This window comes from Oceanospirillum sediminis, from assembly GCF_014164585.1.
GTDB lineage: Bacteria > Pseudomonadota > Gammaproteobacteria > Pseudomonadales > Halomonadaceae > Oceanospirillum > Oceanospirillum sediminis.
The window spans coordinates 1-18,199 of the sequence record NZ_JACJFM010000061.1 but is presented as its reverse complement, the minus strand read 5'-3'; the positions used below and the strand labels follow the sequence as shown (position 1 = coordinate 18,199).

General features: G+C 46.6%; 16 protein-coding genes. 4 read left to right on the top strand and 12 right to left on the bottom strand.

The genetic code is table 11. The features are described 5' to 3' along the window. Positions 1 to 451 precede the first annotated feature (451 nt). The gene (locus tag H4O21_RS23510; protein WP_182812106.1) at positions 452 to 2,659 is read left to right on the top strand and encodes a sensor histidine kinase; all 2,208 of its coding nucleotides are present in this window, start codon (positions 452 to 454) and stop codon (positions 2,657 to 2,659) included. 45 nt (positions 2,660 to 2,704) lie between these two features. On the opposite strand, the gene H4O21_RS23505 is transcribed toward H4O21_RS23510, so the two are convergent. Continuing rightward, on the bottom strand, positions 2,705 to 3,106 hold the full coding sequence (locus tag H4O21_RS23505) for a hypothetical protein (protein WP_182812103.1): 402 nt from the start codon (positions 3,104 to 3,106) through the stop codon (positions 2,705 to 2,707). Between the two features lie 187 nt (positions 3,107 to 3,293). Between H4O21_RS23505 and H4O21_RS23500 the strand changes: the two genes are divergently transcribed. From H4O21_RS23500 to H4O21_RS23490, 3 genes are all read left to right on the top strand, one after another. Then, positions 3,294 to 3,608 (top strand): DUF2834 domain-containing protein, encoded by a 315-nt coding sequence (locus H4O21_RS23500; protein ID WP_182812101.1) that lies wholly within the window; start codon positions 3,294 to 3,296, stop codon positions 3,606 to 3,608. A gap of 294 nt (positions 3,609 to 3,902) precedes the next feature. Further along, positions 3,903 to 5,867 (top strand): sensor histidine kinase, encoded by a 1,965-nt coding sequence (locus H4O21_RS23495; protein WP_182812098.1) that lies wholly within the window; start codon positions 3,903 to 3,905, stop codon positions 5,865 to 5,867. Positions 5,868 to 5,963: 96 nt separating this feature from the next. Continuing rightward, a complete protein-coding gene (locus H4O21_RS23490) occupies positions 5,964 to 8,060 on the top strand; it encodes a sensor histidine kinase (RefSeq protein WP_182812095.1) in 2,097 nt (698 codons plus the stop codon). An 84-nt stretch (positions 8,061 to 8,144) separates the two neighbouring features. Here the strand turns inward: H4O21_RS23490 and phnP are convergent, their stop codons facing one another. The 11 genes from phnP to H4O21_RS23435 form a co-directional block, all read right to left on the bottom strand. Then, entirely contained in the window at positions 8,145 to 8,915 is a 771-nt protein-coding gene (gene phnP, locus H4O21_RS23485; protein ID WP_220495822.1) for a phosphonate metabolism protein PhnP, read from the bottom strand. Further along, positions 8,912 to 9,610, bottom strand: coding sequence for a phosphonate metabolism protein/1,5-bisphosphokinase (PRPP-forming) PhnN (gene phnN / locus H4O21_RS23480; RefSeq protein ID WP_182812092.1), 699 nt, complete (start codon positions 9,608 to 9,610; stop codon positions 8,912 to 8,914). Before phnN ends, phnP begins: the two co-directional genes overlap by 4 nt. 1 nt (position 9,611) lies before the next feature. Further along, positions 9,612 to 10,760 carry an alpha-D-ribose 1-methylphosphonate 5-triphosphate diphosphatase gene (locus tag H4O21_RS23475; RefSeq protein WP_182812089.1) on the bottom strand — a complete coding sequence of 383 codons (1,149 nt, stop codon included), beginning with the start codon at positions 10,758 to 10,760 and terminating at the stop codon, positions 9,612 to 9,614. Between the two features lie 226 nt (positions 10,761 to 10,986). Next, positions 10,987 to 11,745, bottom strand: a complete 759-nt coding sequence (gene phnL, locus H4O21_RS23470; protein WP_255487439.1) for a phosphonate C-P lyase system protein PhnL — start codon at positions 11,743 to 11,745, stop codon at positions 10,987 to 10,989. Between the two features lie 37 nt (positions 11,746 to 11,782). Then, positions 11,783 to 12,640, bottom strand: coding sequence for a phosphonate C-P lyase system protein PhnK (gene phnK, locus H4O21_RS23465; protein ID WP_368737587.1), 858 nt, complete (start codon positions 12,638 to 12,640; stop codon positions 11,783 to 11,785). After that, a complete protein-coding gene (locus tag H4O21_RS23460; protein WP_182812086.1) occupies positions 12,637 to 13,629 on the bottom strand; it encodes an alpha-D-ribose 1-methylphosphonate 5-phosphate C-P-lyase PhnJ in 993 nt (330 codons plus the stop codon). Before H4O21_RS23460 ends, phnK begins: the two co-directional genes overlap by 4 nt. Continuing rightward, positions 13,629 to 14,810: a carbon-phosphorus lyase complex subunit gene (locus H4O21_RS23455; protein WP_182812084.1), complete on the bottom strand. Its 1,182-nt coding sequence runs from the start codon at positions 14,808 to 14,810 to the stop codon at positions 13,629 to 13,631. Before H4O21_RS23455 ends, H4O21_RS23460 begins: the two co-directional genes overlap by 1 nt. Beyond that, the gene (phnH, locus tag H4O21_RS23450) at positions 14,811 to 15,503 is read right to left on the bottom strand and encodes a phosphonate C-P lyase system protein PhnH (RefSeq protein ID WP_182812081.1); all 693 of its coding nucleotides are present in this window, start codon (positions 15,501 to 15,503) and stop codon (positions 14,811 to 14,813) included. Next, on the bottom strand, positions 15,503 to 15,964 hold the full coding sequence (gene phnG / locus H4O21_RS23445) for a phosphonate C-P lyase system protein PhnG (RefSeq protein WP_182812078.1): 462 nt from the start codon (positions 15,962 to 15,964) through the stop codon (positions 15,503 to 15,505). Before phnG ends, phnH begins: the two co-directional genes overlap by 1 nt. A gap of 322 nt (positions 15,965 to 16,286) precedes the next feature. Then, a complete protein-coding gene (locus H4O21_RS23440; protein ID WP_182812075.1) occupies positions 16,287 to 16,931 on the bottom strand; it encodes a hypothetical protein in 645 nt (214 codons plus the stop codon). After that, positions 16,921 to 17,895 (bottom strand): MvdC/MvdD family ATP grasp protein, encoded by a 975-nt coding sequence (locus H4O21_RS23435; protein WP_182812072.1) that lies wholly within the window; start codon positions 17,893 to 17,895, stop codon positions 16,921 to 16,923. The genes H4O21_RS23440 and H4O21_RS23435 overlap by 11 nt, the downstream gene beginning before the upstream one ends. Positions 17,896 to 18,199: the final 304 nt, after the last annotated feature.

The window sequence follows — 18,199 nt, the reverse complement described above, 5'->3', positions numbered from 1 at the left end:
GAGCAGAAAATCAGTTGGCTTTATTTCCTGGAGCAATAAAGCCAACCGATGCTCGGTTAGATAGAAACCTGACTTTTTCAGGGCTGACTATCTAATAGCCAGATCAGATCGTAAAAGGATAATCTCATTATGTCTGTTTTTTCAGTTGATACACCTGAGATTATGAGTAATGAATTGATTAGTCTGATTTGCAGAAAGTCAGCAGAACCAGTAAGCCATGAAGAAAGAACCAGGCTATTGTCTGGAAACTCTATGATGATAAGGGAGCATATTATAGTCAGGCTGCAATGTTTTCTGCGACAAAACCTGCAAACGCATAATCAGCTATACCGGATTCAAGGTTAACCATTACGCCACTATTTCCCAGGGTTGGGATAATCAATCATGGCTGCGATGTTAATGCTATTCACCCCGAATGTCATTGGCAGGCAGAAACTAAGGAAGCTTATTCATGATAACCATCAGTATTACTGTCTTTAGTTTTATCACGGCCTTCCGGTCTTACTTTGTTGTTTATTTTAACCTGACAGAATTGCATGACTCCGTATTTTTCTCACACTTTTCTCAGGTAATCACAGCGACCATTCGCCACACTCTGAAATTATTATGCGCCGTCCTGCTGTGTATAGCGCCTGATCTTTACGCAAAAAACCCGATAATCTATCTGGATGGTACTCAGGACAGTATCTCTCTCGCCGGACATATGAAATGGCGCACGGATAACAAAGCTTCGCTGACCATACAGGATATTTCATCTGTTTCTGAAGCTCATCACTTCAAAGACCTGGCAGCATTTCTGAATCTGGGTTACACCAATAAAGCCAGCTGGGTTACTTTTAACTATAAAACCCCTGACAACAGTCAGGACGACTATTATCTATTGTTGTCGCCCTATATTCTGAATAAAGTGGATGTTTACATCCGCCCTTTAGCTGACAATTTTTCAGTTTATACCGATCAGCCAGCCTGGCAGACATTCAACACGGGAGATCATAGAGCATCCGGTAACCGGCCTTATCTTACCCCGGAAATGATTATCCCCCTGCCTCGGATTCAGTCAACGGAGTACCAGGTCTTTATACGAACTCAAACCACCAGCAGCCATAATCTCAGAGGGTGGATTGTGACAGAAAAAGGCGTGATTAATTCAAGCGCCAGCACCCTGATCTGGGTATCAGCTTTTATAGCCTGCACATTAATTCTCGGGACAATCGCTCTGCTGCAGGCCGCCCGGCTTAATAGCGGTATACAACTATGGTACGGGCTCTATCTGTTCTCCGAAGGACTCTCACAAATTGGTGCTCAGGGCATTCTGCCAGTCATTATTCCTGAATATGCACACTATATTTCCGACTGGCTGACCGGCGGGGCGTCGGCTCTGGCTTATATCAGTATGAGTTCGATCATTATACTGGTCCTCAATACCCGACAAGAGCACCCCTGGCTACATAAATACCTGCTATTAATTATTACTATCGGCTTAGCGACTCTTTTACTTGCCGGAACTGCTTACTATAACCAGCTGATCCCGTGGATGGCCCGGCTTGGACTGATTCTGATGCCTCTGACCACACTGATTTATTACCAGAAATTTAACAGGACTGATTCGGCACAGCGGTTATTTTTCTTATTCTTTGCCTCATGCACTCTGGTCGTATTTGTTCACATTCTCCGTCTTCTGGGAATCGTCCCTATTAATACACTGACTAATGCCTCTATTATGATCAACACTGTTGTTCATATGATACTACTGAACATGGCCTTATCAGAAAAACTCTTACAGGCAGAACAACAAGCACGAACAGCAGCAGAAGAATCTGAAGCTAAAGCCATTACCCTGGCCAACGAGATGACCCATGAGCTTCGCCAGAGCAAGCAGCAACTGGAAAGCTCTCTGGAAAAAGAGCAAAACACGCTACAAGAGCAAAACCGCTTTATCGATATGATCAGCCATGAGTACCGGACACCTCTGGCAATTATCAAGACTAATCTGGACATTCTGGAGTTAAAATCTCAACCCGACTGGTACGGTGCTAATCATCTGAAAACAATGGCTCAGGCGATCCTTCGTCTTCAGGAAATATTTAATACAGAGCTGAATAAAGGAAAATGGCACTACGATATCAATCCTGATATGGCCAGATTGAATGCCAGAAATATGACCGATAGCATCTTATCTGATGCCCGTATGCTATGGAGTAATGCGCCTCTGATTATTAACAATCAGTTACCAGGACAAGCGGTGATGCAAGCTGACCCAGCCCTGATAAAAACTGTCATTTTTAATCTGGTAGATAATGCCCTGAAATACTCTGTTAAGGATAGTCATATCTATTGTCAGGCAGAGCAACGTGGTAAGGACTGTGTTATTAAAATCATTAACGCCATTTCTGCCCCCGATGAACTTGACCTGACTGCTCTGAGGAAAAAATACTACAGAGGAGGAAACAGTTCCGGTACCACAGGGCTGGGCATGGGGTTATATCTGATCAGCCAAATAATAGAGCAACACCAGGGCTGCTTTGAGATTCATATTTCGAATCAGGCTGAGTTTATTGTCTCTGTGACTCTGCCTATGCTACAGGAACAAATATGTACCCCATCACGGAACAAAAGTTTCCCGGATCAAAAACAATCATCCACGCCAGTCGATGGTTAACGCATTAAAATACTTCTGCTCAGATATATACAAACAGCAGGATATTCAACCCTGTTTAACCAGAAACATCGCCAGTGCAAATACCATCGCCAGATTGATACAGAAACAGGCCAGACTGACCGCTACAACGTTAGTCACTGGCTGAAATTTCAGTTCTTCACTGTCATCAATATGCTGGCGGTTAAACTGTTTCTGCTCAATAAAATAACGTGTGAAAATAATCACAGGCAGGCTAATCAGAATCGAAGGAAAACCAGAGGGCAACAACGGCAAACTGAAAAGTACCGCAATCACCACAAAAGCACCAATATTGACTGTCTTACTTGCGGCTTGCTCATTGCCCTGCATCTGATAGTTATGGCGAATAAACCAGGTAGCCGCCAGAGGGCCTCCCAATATACTGGCTAATGCCGCCTGACCCGGCGAATAAACGTTCTTAACTTGCAAAACAGATCCTTAAACTCTTGTTACTGACACTCAGAGATCAACCTCTGCATGACATAGTAGTACCGTTTTATTACAGTTTGTCATAATAGCCTATCAATTTGTCAGAACCGGATTAAAAGACACCGACAAGGCACTTTAAACACTTCGAATGATCTCAGGTTCAGAAATTTTCACACAAGGAAAAGAAATGAAAGCGATTTATCTTTTACTGGCAATTCTGGGGCTGGCTCTGCCCTATGGAGCCTTTGTTCCATGGTTAATGGATCATGGCCCTGATTTTCTCCGATTTATGGAGGATATGATTGCTAACCCTATCAGCATTTTTGCCTGGCTTGATGTCGTGATATCCGCCATCGTTCTGCTGCTATTTATTGTCGTAGAAAGCTATCGAAGCCAGGTACGTTTCGCCTGGCTTGCCTTGATCGGCACACTGACAGTTGGCGTATCCTTCGGATTGCCTTTATTTCTTTATTTCCGCGAAAAAAGCCTGCAAACACAGTAAAACCCCGCATAGACAACCCGTCTGATGGCAGGTATCCTGCCAGACGGGTCTGCATCAGATACATGATGTAAATAAGACTATCGACCGAAAAGGATTTCTTTCAGACGCAGAAAATAAAAAACAAGACCATGAGTATTGCAAAAACTCATGAGTCTGAAGCATTAAAATAAACTGAAACAACAGGAATCTACGGTGCCAACAAAGGTCATCAATTCTTTTTTCGGCCTGATACTCTGCCTTTGTGCTGTTTCAGTAAATAGCGTTGCCTATGCTTATCAGGCATCAGCAGACCCCGTGTCTGATCACCCTTCCACTCTGGAACTGCACCCAGAACTCAGCAGCTATACTTTATATGGTTATTTGCAGCAACTCTCTGATCCTTCTGGTGAAAAAGATCTCAGACAAATTTTATCTGATTTTAACCACCAGAAGTTCTCTCCTATTCCGGGTTTTCTGAATCTTGGCTATACCCAGTCTGCCAGTTGGATTAGTTTCAGATTCAGAGTATCAGAACAGAGTCCAGAACGTTATTTTCTCTGGTTATCACCATATATACTGAACTTCATTGATATTTACGTGCAAACCGGGCCAGACGAACAGAACCCGGATCATTATCTTCATCACGCAACCGGCGACCACAGAGAAACCCGGAATCAACCCTATGAGCATTCAAGGTATCTGTTACCTTTACAAACAGAACCGGGTAAGAGTTATCGGGTATTTATCCGGACTCAGACAACCAGCACCCATGCCTTAAGAGGCTGGATACGCACCGAAACAGATGTTATCAATCAAAGTAATGCGAATCTGATCTGGTTTACAGCCTTTGTAGCAGGCTCTGCGATTCTGGGGCTGATCGGCCTGCTACAGGCCATACGCCTGCAAAGCAGTGTCCAGTTCTGGTATGGCTGCTATCTGCTGTCACAGTCCTGTTCTCAGATGGCAATCCAGGGGTTTCTCCCCGTTTTATTCCCTGATATTGCTCATCAGCTCTCCGACTGGATGGCAGGTGGCGGCACCGCAGTCTCCTACTTCAGTATGGCATTTATTATCATGCATATTCTGAACACAGGAAGAGATCATCGTTGGCTCCATTGCTACCTGATTGTAATGTCCGCGCTGGCCGGTATCACCTTTTTCCTGAGTACAACGTCCTGGTACGGTCCTATGCTATCGGTTCTTCTGCCCGTTGGTATTGTTGTACTGCCTGTCGCCACAGCACTGTATTTCAGGAAGTTTTCATGGAGCAGCCGAAGCCAGCGCTTGTTCTTGTTCTTTTTCCTGATTTGCACTCTGGGGGTTACTACGCACCTGTTACGACTGGCAGGTATTATTCCGGTTAATCACCTGACCTACTCTGCCATGATGATTAACACCATGATCCATATGATTCTGCTGAATATGGCACTCTCCGAAAAATTACTGGATGCGGAACAGGAAGCCCGACACGCAGCCGAAATATCAGAAAATCGGGCGGTTGCTATCGCAAAAGAGATGACACGCGAGCTTATGCAAAGTAAGGAGCACCTGGAAGCCGCCCTGAGTAAAGAGCAACAGGCACTGAAAGAACAAAGCCGCTTCCTCGATATGATCAGCCATGAATACCGGACACCTCTGGCAATTATCCGCACAAATCTGGATATTCTGGATCTGAAGCTGGAAACAGAGAACAATAGTCAGAACAACCTGAAGGCCATATTTACCGCCACCAAACGCTTACAGGAAATCTTCGACACTCAACTGAGAAAAGGCCAGGTCAGCTATCAGATTATCCCGGAAAAGCAGAAAATAGATGCAGGACAAACCATTGAAGATATTTTTGATGATGCAAGAAGCCTATGGTCAGATCACGATATAAGTCTGTCCAACAATATACAAAGTAATATGCAACTTAACGCAGATCCGGCTCTGCTTAAAACCCTGATATTTAACCTGCTCGATAATGCCATGAAATACTCCCCGGCTAACAGCCAGATAGATTGTTATCTGGACAGTTTTCCGGATTCACACCTGCAATTGACGGTATACAACCCTGTCAGTCAGATCGCCCCTATTGCGCTTGATCAGCTGTGTGATAAGTATGTCAGAGGCAGTAACAGTGCTGGCAGCAGCGGATTAGGCCTTGGGTTGTACCTGGTAAAGCGTATCGCTCAGGTCCATGATGGCCTGCTCAAAATCTCTGTAAACGAAGATACCTTTTGTGCTGCACTGACTTTGCCCGTTCATACAACCATGACACCAGCGAGATCACCACTATAAAGCCTGGTTGGTAATACAGAAAAATATTATCTTTTACTGGATTCCCCTTCCAGGAGAAGGGACAATTATTGTCGATATGGTAGATAAAACTGCGCGATGAATTATTCAAATAATCTGATAAACCGACAATATATTTTTCTGCGTGCCGCCTTAGTCGCTCTGCTGCTTACAACGATTCTGAGCACGCTGGCACATGCACGCAATAATCAGCCTCCTTATCATGCTGATAACCATCAGATTCTTACATTATCACCGGGTACTGGCAGTTACTCCCTTTACGGCTATCTGCAGCATCTTCCGGGAGTAACCGCTAATCAAACATTCAGCCAGACAGTGCAGGCTTTTCAGGAAAAACAGTTTATCCCGGTTAATGGATTTCTCAACCTTGGATATACCCTGCAAACCAGCTGGGTCAGTTTCAGTCTGAAGCTACCAGAGGATAACCCCGAACAGTACATTCTCTGGCTGTCTCCTTATATGCTCAATTTCATCGATATCTATGTGCAGGAAGGCACGGATGAGTTAAACCCTGAGCATTACCGCCATTATGCTTTTGGGGATAACCGCCCTGTCAACACTCAGACCCTTCGACACTCACGACACTTATTACCCCTGGATATGATTCCGGGAAAAAGCTACAGACTCTTTATCCGTACCCAGACCACCAGTTCTCACGTTCTAAGGGCCTGGATAAGAACAGAAGCAGAGACAATATCTGAAAGTAATACTCATATTATATGGCTGGCGGCATTTGTGGCATGTGCTCTTTTACTAGGAGCGATAGCCCTGCTACAGGCCATTCGTTTAAAAAGCCGTATTCAGTTCTGGTATGGTTGCTATCTGCTGTCTGAAGCCTGTACTCAGATAGGCATGCAGGGATTTCTGCCATTACTGATTCCGGAATATGCTCATCTGATCGCCGACTGGCTTACTGGCTCAGGAGCCGCCGGAGTCTATCTGAGCATGTCCTGCATTATTATTCATATTCTGAATACCCAGCAGGACCACCCCTGGTTTCATCGCTATCTGACACTTCTGATCGCATTAGCCTGTCTGACATTTCCATTAAGCGGCACAGAAGGCTATATCCCCATCCAGTATCTTCTGGTACCGATGGGACTATTTGTTATGCCGGTATCAACGGTACTTTATTTCAGAAAAAATCCGGCGTTTGATCGCAGTCAGCGATTATTTTTCCTCTTCTTTCTGATTTGTAGTACTGGAATCACAGTCCATCTGTTGCGATTAGCCGGTATTCTGCCTGTCAATGAGCTGACATTCGGCGCCATGATGCTGATTGCAGTATTGCATATGCTGTTGTTGAATCTGGCCTTATCCGAAAAGTTACTGGATGCCGAACAAAAAGCCAGATATGCAGCGGAACGCTCAGAGAGCAGAGCTATTGATCTGGCCAAAGAGATGACAAGGGAACTTGTGGCCAGCAAACAAAATCTCGAAACAGCTCTGAGTAAAGAGCAACAGGCACTGAAAGAACAGAGCCGTTTTCTTGATATGATCAGCCATGAATACCGGACGCCTCTGGCGATTATACGGACAAACCTGGATATTCTGGATCTGAAGCTGGAGACAGAAAACAACAGTCAGAACAACCTGAAAGCCATGTTTACCGCCACGAGGCGCTTGCAGGAAATTTTTGATACTCAATTAAGAAAAGGAGAAATCAGTTATCAGATTACACCTGAGAAACAAAGAACAGACGCCGCTCAGCTGATTACTGACATATTTGCTGATGCCAGTAGCCTGTGGTCAGATCAGAACATCAATCTGATCAATGATTCAGAAGGCCGTATTCAACTTGATGCAGACCCGGCTCTGATCAAGACACTGATTTTTAACCTGCTCGATAATGCCATGAAATACTCTCCGGCCGATAGCCAGATAAACTGCAGGCTGAGCAAGTTACCAGGTTCACATCTGCAGTTGACCGTATGCAATCCTCTTTGCTCAACCGATTCTATTGAAATCGATCAGTTGTGTGATAAATATGTCAGAGGCAGTAATAGTTCAGGCAGCAGCGGATTAGGCCTTGGGCTGTATCTTATCAAGCGTATTGCTCAGGTCCATGATGGCCAGCTGAATATATCTTTACCGGATCAGCAGCATTTTCAGGCAGAGCTAATCCTTCCGCTCTGTTCAGCGATAGAGACCGAAGTATCTGAATACGGTCAATAAACAATCCGAATAGCGCTTATTCAATGAATAAGCGCTGCAGTACAGTTTGTGTTCTGAATACGCTTTTGCCTTAGCTATATAGCCTTAGAACAGAAAATCATCATCATCCCTGGCAACCTGAACATGATCTGGCAATGAATCCGGATGATCTGATAACCACAGGTCCATCTCGTGACTAATATGGGTCAGTACAGTTCGACAAGGCCTTAAACTATGATGAATCTCCAGTGCCATATTAAGATCATTATGATTTCTGGGCGTTGTATTCTGCGGCGGATAACTACAGTCCATCACCAGCAGATCAATACGGCGCTCTTTCAGAAGCTGTTTTAGAAATATCTGCGTTTGCTCAGGCAAACCAACGGTATCGGTCAGATAAGCGATCAGGCTATTGTTATATTCCAGTAAATAGCCGTAAGTCGGCTTTGAATGCTGTAATGGAATGGGTGTCACACCTATCCCTGACAGCTCAAAACGCTGGAAAGGCTCAGCAGCTGGCATAAATTTCAGAATACCAGGATGCTTTAGCAAATCAGCATACCCCTGAACATCACTCGGACCATAGACAGGTATCTTCTCTCCCATCCCCCAGCGCAGATGAAATAAGCCTTGCACATGATCGACATGGTAATGGGTCAGCAAAATGGCATTCAGCCCTTTCTGCTCGAATCGCTCTGCCAGGTCAGTCAGACCAGCGTCGATTAACAGGTCACCCTGCGGAGTTTCCAGTAACGCACAGCAAGGACGGCGGCGACGGCGAACATTAACTCGGGCCTGACAGCAGACCTTGCATTCACAACCAAAGACCGGAACTTGTCTGACATCCCCCGTTCCTGGCAGAGAGAAACGAATCATTTATCATCCGTCCCAAAGTTCGCTGTAACCACTGTACTTTGCCCTGTGCGGATAACGGGTTGTCCGGACTGTCCGGCAACCTGAGTATTCATCCTGACCGTCGGACGCTCAGCCAAGCTCAAATCCAGAGCAATACCCCCTTGCCAACCGTGGCGCTCAATCAGATTCAGCAAACCATCAATACCTTGTTGCAGCTCACCACTGTTATCCACTCGACAAACCGAATCCGGCAGACTATCGACCAACTGCTGGTGACGCTGCAAACGGCGCTCAATTTCTTCTGCGGTTTCGCGACCACGGTTGGTCAAACGATCACGCAGCAACTCCGCATCCACCTCAACCAACACAGGCACCAGCTCTTCATACTGCTCAATCGCCTGAGACAGATACTCGCGGGAGCCGTTGATAATCACATTGGCCCCCGCATCCAGCCAGCCGTTAATCTCCGAGCCGATGCCGTAGTGATAACCGTGGGAATACCAGTTCATAGCAAACATGCCCATACGCTCACGCATGGAAAACTCTTGTTCCGACAGGTGAACATGGTTCTCACCACCGATACCCGGCGCCCGGGTGATATAGCGGTGGGCCACACAACAACGCTGCTCCGGCGTCAGCTGCTGACGGCAACCCGCCAGCAAACTGTCTTTGCCAGAGCCCGATGCACCTATCAGATAAAACAGGGTGCCGCTCATGTTAGAAAACCCTCTTACCCTGATTCCAAACCCGTTGAATTAAAGGCATCACTTCATGCTGTCTCACTTGCACCAGATCCGCACGCAGACCTGCTTTTAGCTCACCACGGTCAAACAGATTTGATGCGGTGGCAGGATTAGCTGTAACCAGTGCCACTGCATCCGCCAGTGAATAACCGTTGTCCTGAGCCGCGACCATAAAGGCCGCTTGCAGCAGTGCCGATGGATAGTAATCAGAACTCAGAATATCCAATACACCGGCCTGAGCCAGATCTTTAGCTGCGATATTACCCGAGTGTGAACCACCCCGTACAACATTCGGCGCGCCCATCAAAACCTTAAGCCCCAGATCATGAGAGGCTTTCGCCGCTTCCATAGTCGTGGTGAACTCCGCCACTTGCATACCTAACTCAGCGGACTCTTTGGCATGTTCAATTGTCGCATCATCATGGCTGGCCGTGGCAATACCTCTTTCGTTACACACGGCACAGATGGTACGACGATAACGGTCCGAGTATTTCGCACTGTTAGCTTGCTGCTCAACAATAAAGGCATCAATCTCGGTATCCGAGAAACCGTATTTACCCTGATAATACTCACGATACTTAGGAATATTTTCTGGTGGGAACTGACGCTGACCCGGCGCATGATCCATCAGGGACACCAGCTTGACCAGATCCACATCAATATAACGCTCAAAGAACGCCATCAGACCGGGATAGCTCACCTCGCAACGCAGGTGTAGCAGATGATCCGCACGGTTAATCCCGTTTTTTTCCGAGTCCACAATCGCTTTAATCATAGCATCCAGTTTTTCCACGCGGATGCTATCACCGGCGACATCACCTAACGCCACGGAATCAAACGAGGTAGTGATACCTGCTGCCACCAGCTGAGCATCATGGGTAGACATCGCCAGATGCCCTGGCCAATCCACTTTAGGACGCGGGGAGAAATATTTTTCCTGATTGTCGGTGTGCAGCTCTACCAAACCCGGCAGCAGAAAATCTCCGCCCAGATCATCGGCTTGTGCAAGCTGACTTTTACCCTGGCTAATTTCGGCAATCTTGCCATCACGCACCACCAGCGTGCCCTGTACCACTTCATCACGCAGAACAAGCTGCGCGTTGGTTAAAATCTGTTCGTTCATCGCGTTATATTCCGAAATATCAAACGCTGATCGGGGTTTTATGTAGGTCGGAAAAGCCGCAAGGCGCCTTCCGACTATTGCTGTCCGATGAAGCAATGGCTATCCGTTGAAGTTAATGTTGGATGGCGCTTCGCTTATCCAACCTACTCAGGTTTCCCGTTCTGCAAAAAACGTTATAAATCCGTAAGAGACTTCAATCTCTGGCCTTGTTAAACCACCCGCGCTTTTATACAGCCCGTATATCAACCAAACGATCCGCTACCGCTTCACGTACATCTTCGTCGTGGAAGATGCCAACAATGGCTGCGCCTCGGGCCTTAGCTTCATGGATCAGCTCAACCACCACCTTGCGGTTTTTCGCATCCAGCGAAGCTGTGGGTTCATCCAGCAGTAAAATTGGGTAATCAACAATAAAACCTCGGGCGATATTCACCCTCTGCTGCTCACCACCAGAGAAAGTACTCGGCGCTAATTGCCACAGACGCTCTGGCACATTCAAACGGCTTAACAGGGTTTTAGCCTTCTCTTCACAGATCCCTTTATCTACGCCCAGATCCAGCAGTGGCTGCATTACTACATCTACAGTGCTTACCCGTGGAATCACACGCAGAAACTGGGAGACATAACCCAGTGTCTGTTCACGTAGGGCGATAATGCGACGGGGTTGAGCAGAGGTGATATCCACCAGCTCATCGCCATCACGCAGTACAATCTGGCCTTCATTAACCGAGTAGTTGGCGTACAGGGCTTTCAGAAACGTACTCTTACCGGCACCGGACTGACCGTGCAAAACCACACACTCGCCGGAATCCACTTGCAGATCGACGCCTTTCAGTACCTCGAAGCTCACACCGCCCTGGTTGTGCAGGGTGAAGGACTTTTGCAATCCGCTGACCTGAATCATCACGGCAGGATCTGGCATGTTCTCTTTCATCTCACAGGCCTGAGCAACTTTTCCACCTGCAACAGTTATCTCACTTGTCATATTCATTGTTCGCCTGGCTCTTCAAATAGTGCTTCAATCAGTTCTGCAAAATGGATGAAACCAATAATTGGGTATAAGGGTGTTGCGGGTCATCCAGCACCTGATCGGTCAGGCCGGTTTCCACCACTTCACCACGGCGCATCACCATCAGACGGTGGGCCAGCAAACGGGCCACCGCCAGATCGTGGGTTACGATAATCACCGACAGACCCAACTGAGATACCAGATTACGCAACAGATCCAACAAACGCGCCTGTACCGATACATCCAAGCCGCCAGTAGGCTCATCCATAAAGATCAACTTGGGATGAGTCACCAAATTACGGGCAATCTGCAGACGCTGTTGCATACCACCAGAGAACTGACTCGGACGATCATCAATACGACCGGTATCTATCTCTACGGCGGTCAGCCACTCTTCAGCCTTCTCACGAATACTGCCGTAGTGACGCTCGCCCACCGCCATCAGACGCTCACCGATATTGGCACCGGCACTGACATTCATTCTCAGACCATCACGGGCATGTTGATGCACAATGCCCCACTCGGAACGCATCAGCACACGACGCTCCGCTTCATCACAGGCGTACAGATCCAGCTCACCAAATTGAGCACTGTTATAGATCACCTGACCTGAATCTGGCTGCAAACGAGCCGACAGTGTGCTTAACAGGGTAGATTTACCGGAACCGGACTCCCCCACAATACCCAGTACTTCACCCGGATACAGATCAAAGCTGACATCACCGCAGCCCTTGCCTGGGGCGTAGAACTTGCAGATATCCCGAACACTTAACAGAGGTGCATCATCCTGCCACTTGCCCGCTTGCCTTTCCGCACTCGTATCTTTGCCACCCTTCAACGGCTGACCATTTACATTCTGGATAGCGTTCACAGGGCCATCTCCTCTGCTTTTGTATCGTCCTGTTTTTTGTTCTCTTGCTGGACTTGATTGTGCTCAGGTGTTAGCCCTTGCTGACCTTCAGGATTCTCGGCGGTAAAACCCTGTTCAACACGTTCGCGACAGTAATCCGTATCCGAGCAAACAAACATCTTGTTGCCCGCATCATCCATAATTACCTCATCCAGGAAGCTGTGATCGGAACCACAGATGGAACAGCTCTCTTCCCAGCTCTGTACCTCAAACGGATAATCATCAAAGTCCAGACTCACCACCCTAGTGTACGGCGGTACGGCGTAGATACGCTTCTCGAAACCGGCACCAAACAGCTGCAGCGCAGGCATCTGGTTCATTTTCGGGTTATCGAATTTAGGGATCGGCGACGGGTCCATCATATAGCGATCATTCACCATCACCGGGTAATCGTAACTGGTGGCTATATGGCCAAAACGGGCCACGTCTTCATACAGTTTCACCTGCATCGCACCGTACTCACGCAGGGCGTGCATCTTGCGAGTCTCGGTTTCACGGGGTTCGATAAAACGCAGTGGCTCAGGAATCGGCACCTGATAGATCAGAATCTGATCATTACGCAGCTGACGCTCTGGAATACGGTGACGGGTCTGAATCAGACTGGCATCTGCCGTATGTTCGGTCGTTGCTACACCAGCTGTTTTAGCAAAGAAACGACGGATACTGACCGCATTCGTGGTATCGTCGGCACCCTGATCGATCACTTTCAGCGTATCCGCTTCACCAATGACGGTCGCCGTCAGCTGCATACCACCGGTACCCCAACCATGAGGCAGTGGCATCTCACGACCACCAAACGGCACCTGATAACCTGGAATCGCCACCGCTTTCAGCATGGCACGGCGGATCATGCGTTTGGATTGCTCATCCAGATAAGCAAAGTTATAACCTTCAGCACCTGCGGTTTGAGTAGCAGGCTTATTCAATTGAGATGACAATTGAGACGACATTAGATCTCCTCCCCTGCAGTATCAGCCTTGTCTTTAGACGGCTGAGCAGATGCTTCACTGGCAGCTTTACGTAAACGACGGATCATCTCCAGCTCAGACTGGAAATCTACGTAGTGCGGCAGTTTCAGGTGCGAGACAAAACCGTTGGCCGAAACACAATCGGTATGAGACAACACAAACTCCTGATCCTGCGTTGGATAGTTCACCGCCTCACCCAGTTCTTCTGCACGCAGGGCACGCTCAACCAGCGCAACCGACATCGCTTTACGCTCCGCACGGCCCATAGCGATACCATAACCACGGGTAAACTGTGGCGGCTGATCTTTACTACCGTGGAACTGGTTAACCATTTCGCACTCGGTCAGCATCACTTCACCGATCTCAATAGGGAAGCCCAGCTCTTCCGGCACCAGCTCAACACTCACCCGACCGGAACGCATCTCACCAGCAAACGGGTGGCTATCACCGTAACCACGCATAGAGGAATAGCTCAGCGACAGCAGGAAACCCTCATCACCCCGGATCAGATTCTGCAGACGTACCGCCCGCTCGACGGGATAGTTCACCGGCTGACGGGTCAGGTCGCGCGGGGTGATATCTTCTTCACCATCTCCTCGGCTCTGCTCAATCAGACCTTCTTGATTCAGCAGCTCCAACACCCGAGGGCAGGCTTCCAGCTTGTCGCTATTTTCGGCTTCGGTTCTGGCTTCACTGCGGTGAGATTGTGGGACACCCATATTGTTAGAAGCCTGTTCAGACGGAGCACTATCGCCTTCCGCTAACAGGGCAAAATCCAACAAACGATGGGTATAGTCGTAGGTACTGCCTAACACCTGACCGCCCGGCAGATCCTTAAAGGTGCCGGAGATACGACGCTCAATCTGCATCTGCTCGGTATCCACCGGCTCGCTGTAACCAAAACGCGGCAGCGTGGTGCGGTAAGCCCGCAGCAGAAAGATCGCTTCAACACTGTCACCACTGGCTTGTTTCAGAGCCAGCGCCGCCAGTTCAGGGTCATAAACCGAACCCTCATTCATCACACGATCCACCGCCAACGGCAGCTGCTGTTTGATCTGTTCAACGCTGAGTTCAGCAATGGCCGTATCACCACGACGCTGCTCGCGCATTAAGGCGTGTGCGTTATCAATCGCCTTCTCTCCGCCTTTTACTGCAACATACATTTAGTTGGCCTCCTGCTGAATGGTATTACGAATACCTTCTTCGCTATCGCTCGGCTTAATCTCAGTTGAACGCGGTAGCGCCACCAACTGATCATCCGCACAGAACACACAGTCCACACCCAGCGGGAAACGCTTACGGCTATTAACCAAATCCCGACGGAAACTGTATGGCAAACCCGCTACAGTCAGACCACGCTCGGTCTCGATACCCGGACCATTCAGACACCAACCTTCATCGTTATCCTGTGTTTGGTTAGTGATTGCTTCCACCTGCACAATCAAAGTGGTGGCTTGATCCGGGTATTCAGAGTTGCCCCAGTTCAGCGCCTTTAGTTCAGGCAATTCATCTGCCAAAGCCAGAGCAAAATCCGCCTCAGCAGGCTCAGACACCATAGGGCACTGACAGTGGAATCTCAGATTGCTTACTACCGCATCATCACCAGCCAATGTCGGGCTTAACCAGATTTTGGTATCGGCATCAAACAGAGTCAGTGCGATCTCCCAACTGCTTTTATTCAAAGCACCCGGCGTTTTATCGGTCAGATCTGCAGTCAGAATGGTGCCCGGCTCACTCATCGCCTTCAGCACCTTGCGGAACACCTTCTGCGCGTCCTGTACCGCATCATCAAAACCCGTCATCAGCAGATCACTGCGTACCGCACCACGGTTCATACTATTTACCTGCACAGACATTAGTCTTCTCCCCTAACCAGCGTGAAGAAATCCACCTTAGTGGCCGACGCCTTGGCTTCACGCTCAGCCCTAGCCGCAATCAGCTGAGCTTCCAGAGGCGCAATCAACTGCTCTTGCAGCGCTACCTGATAATCACGATCCTGCAGCAGCGCATCGGCCAAAGCCGCCGTTAACGCATGGGCCTTATTACGCCCTGCCACATAACTCACACCCAGGCTGCCACTGTCCAGACGCACCGCACAGCGGGTTAACGTCATCTCACCCAGATTAAATGGCTGACCGCTACCGCCCACACGGCCACGCATCATGGTTAAGCCGATCTCCGGCTTACGAATAAACTGATATTCCGGCTCAATTGCCAAAGCCTGCCACTGATCCTGCAGCGCTTTGCTGTCTGCCTTAGCCAACACAGAGATCCAGTGCTGACGGGCACTGACACTCTGCTGTTCTGACATCGTCATGGTTCTACCTTTTCGGTGTTTAGCTAATCAATGACCGCTATTTTTACCCCGTTAAGGCATAGAAAAAATGGAGGATAATTTTGCGAATACCCTAGAAATTCTAAAGATAAGGTTAGAAAGGCTATGTGGCGGGGTTTTCGGGGAGTTACAAGGGGGCTAGAACGAGAAAACCCGGTAAAAATGGATTTTACCGGGCTGGGGTGTCATGGAGTTGTCATTTTGGGGTGGTAGGAGAGGAGAGTGAGCAAGCTTATAACTCATAATTTCTATTTATGAATCAAGGAGATAAATTTGGGTGTCCGATTTCCTTTTCCGTTTCTATTTAGTGGTTCCAACCATTATTTTTTTCTATCAATTTATCTACTAGAAAATAAAATGGAATCATCAAAAAAGCACATACGATCAAAGCGCATTGAATACTATATAAAACGCCATACTTATTGAGTATGGCAAATATTGATGTTAGCAACAAGCTAGAGAAAAATAAAACTAGAGCACGCTGGGCTCTTTGAACATAAAACAATCTAGTAGTATTAGGGTGGATAATATTTTTGAGCTCCCATAACTTTCCTGCTAAAACATCCTTTAATGCTTCTTCTTTATTTTTTTCTTGCAATTCGAAGATCGATTCAGGCGTAGTTCTTTTAATGAATCCGACTTGTATACTTCTTATAGAGTAATAGACTGACCTAAAAATATATAACAATGAAAAAGAAAATAAAAAAATTATAAACCAGCTTCCATCGGCAAAGGAAAAAGAAACTTTCTTCAGTTCAGATCCAGCAAACACTAAAAATGCCGCAGAAGCACCTAACGTATTAAGTAGGGTGCTAGTTCTTTGTTCTGCAAGTCTTGCTCGATTATTTTCTTGCTCGATTTTTTCATCTAAAAACTTTTCACAAAGTGACAATACTTCAATTTCAGCGTCGCTACTGTTTAGCTTGCTTTTTATTTCATCAATATTCATATTCCCTCTGCTTAATAAGCTCATCAATAATGCAATCCCTTATATTATGCAATCCTTTTTGTTCAAGCCAAGCCCATTGTCCGTTAGGATTTATCTCTAGAAAATAATATACCCCTTCCTCTGACAATATCATATCAATAGCAGAGTACCTCAACCCATAATGTTTATTAATAGACAAACAATAGTCTACTATATATTGAGGAACGTTGACTTTCTGATGCTTAAGATCGATATTGTATGTATCATGTAATCTCCAGTCAATTTTGGTCAGGTTATCTACCTGAGAGTAAATTGCTGTTGCTAAAACATTATTTCCCACCACCGTAATTCTGATATCATACTTTTTTACAATACACTCCTGATATATCATGGGGATATTGAAATATGAATCAAAGTTTTCAAATAGATTGATATCTATAAGCTGAGTTGGTGCTACTCTTGCGCGACAACCATTATAGTCGAAGCCATGTTTAACGGCTTTTGCAACAACCTTTCCTTGATGTTTTTTGAAAAAATTATAGGCAATATCATAATTATTGCTGATACATGTATCAGGTATATTGAATCCTATTTTAGCTGCGATTTTTAGCTGTTCAGGTTTATTGCTTGATCTCAGTATTTTATGTGGCGCATTTAACCATATGGTATCATTTATTGAGCGCCAAAAAGATCTTAAAGATTCACCGATTTCTCTTTTAACAAAAAGTTGATCCTCTGCCTCTGTCTTAAAAACAGGTAGCTCAGGTTGTCTGATATATGCACCATTGATTTCTTCGATTGATATCGATTTATCAAAGACCCTCAATATTGTGCTGTATACATGGTTGTTTGAAGATATATGAAAATCCCAATTATTTAAATAATCCTCTGTATTTATTCGGATATACTTAACGCCTCTATCTTTTATTCTTAGTATTAAATAATCTGTAGATAAGTCTTTCTTATTGGAAATAATTAATAGCAAATTTCGGCCTCGGAGTCAGGATCATCGTCACCTGGAGCTGAAAGGGTTTTTGACTCTGTCCCCATATTTTTTAGCAAAGATGTCGGGATTTTTTTATCTTCTAAAATCGAAACATTTAAATCTAATTCGTGATCGTAATAGCTATCAATCTTAGTTAATGGTAAATCTACAGCATTCGATAATAAAAATGCTCTACGCTCCTCGGTAATAGAATGGCTCCTCGACGTTAGGTGTGGATTCTGCTTTGAGATTTATAGCAAAATAAGCACTTTTTCAGAGAGGATAAATCATGGATGGCAATCAG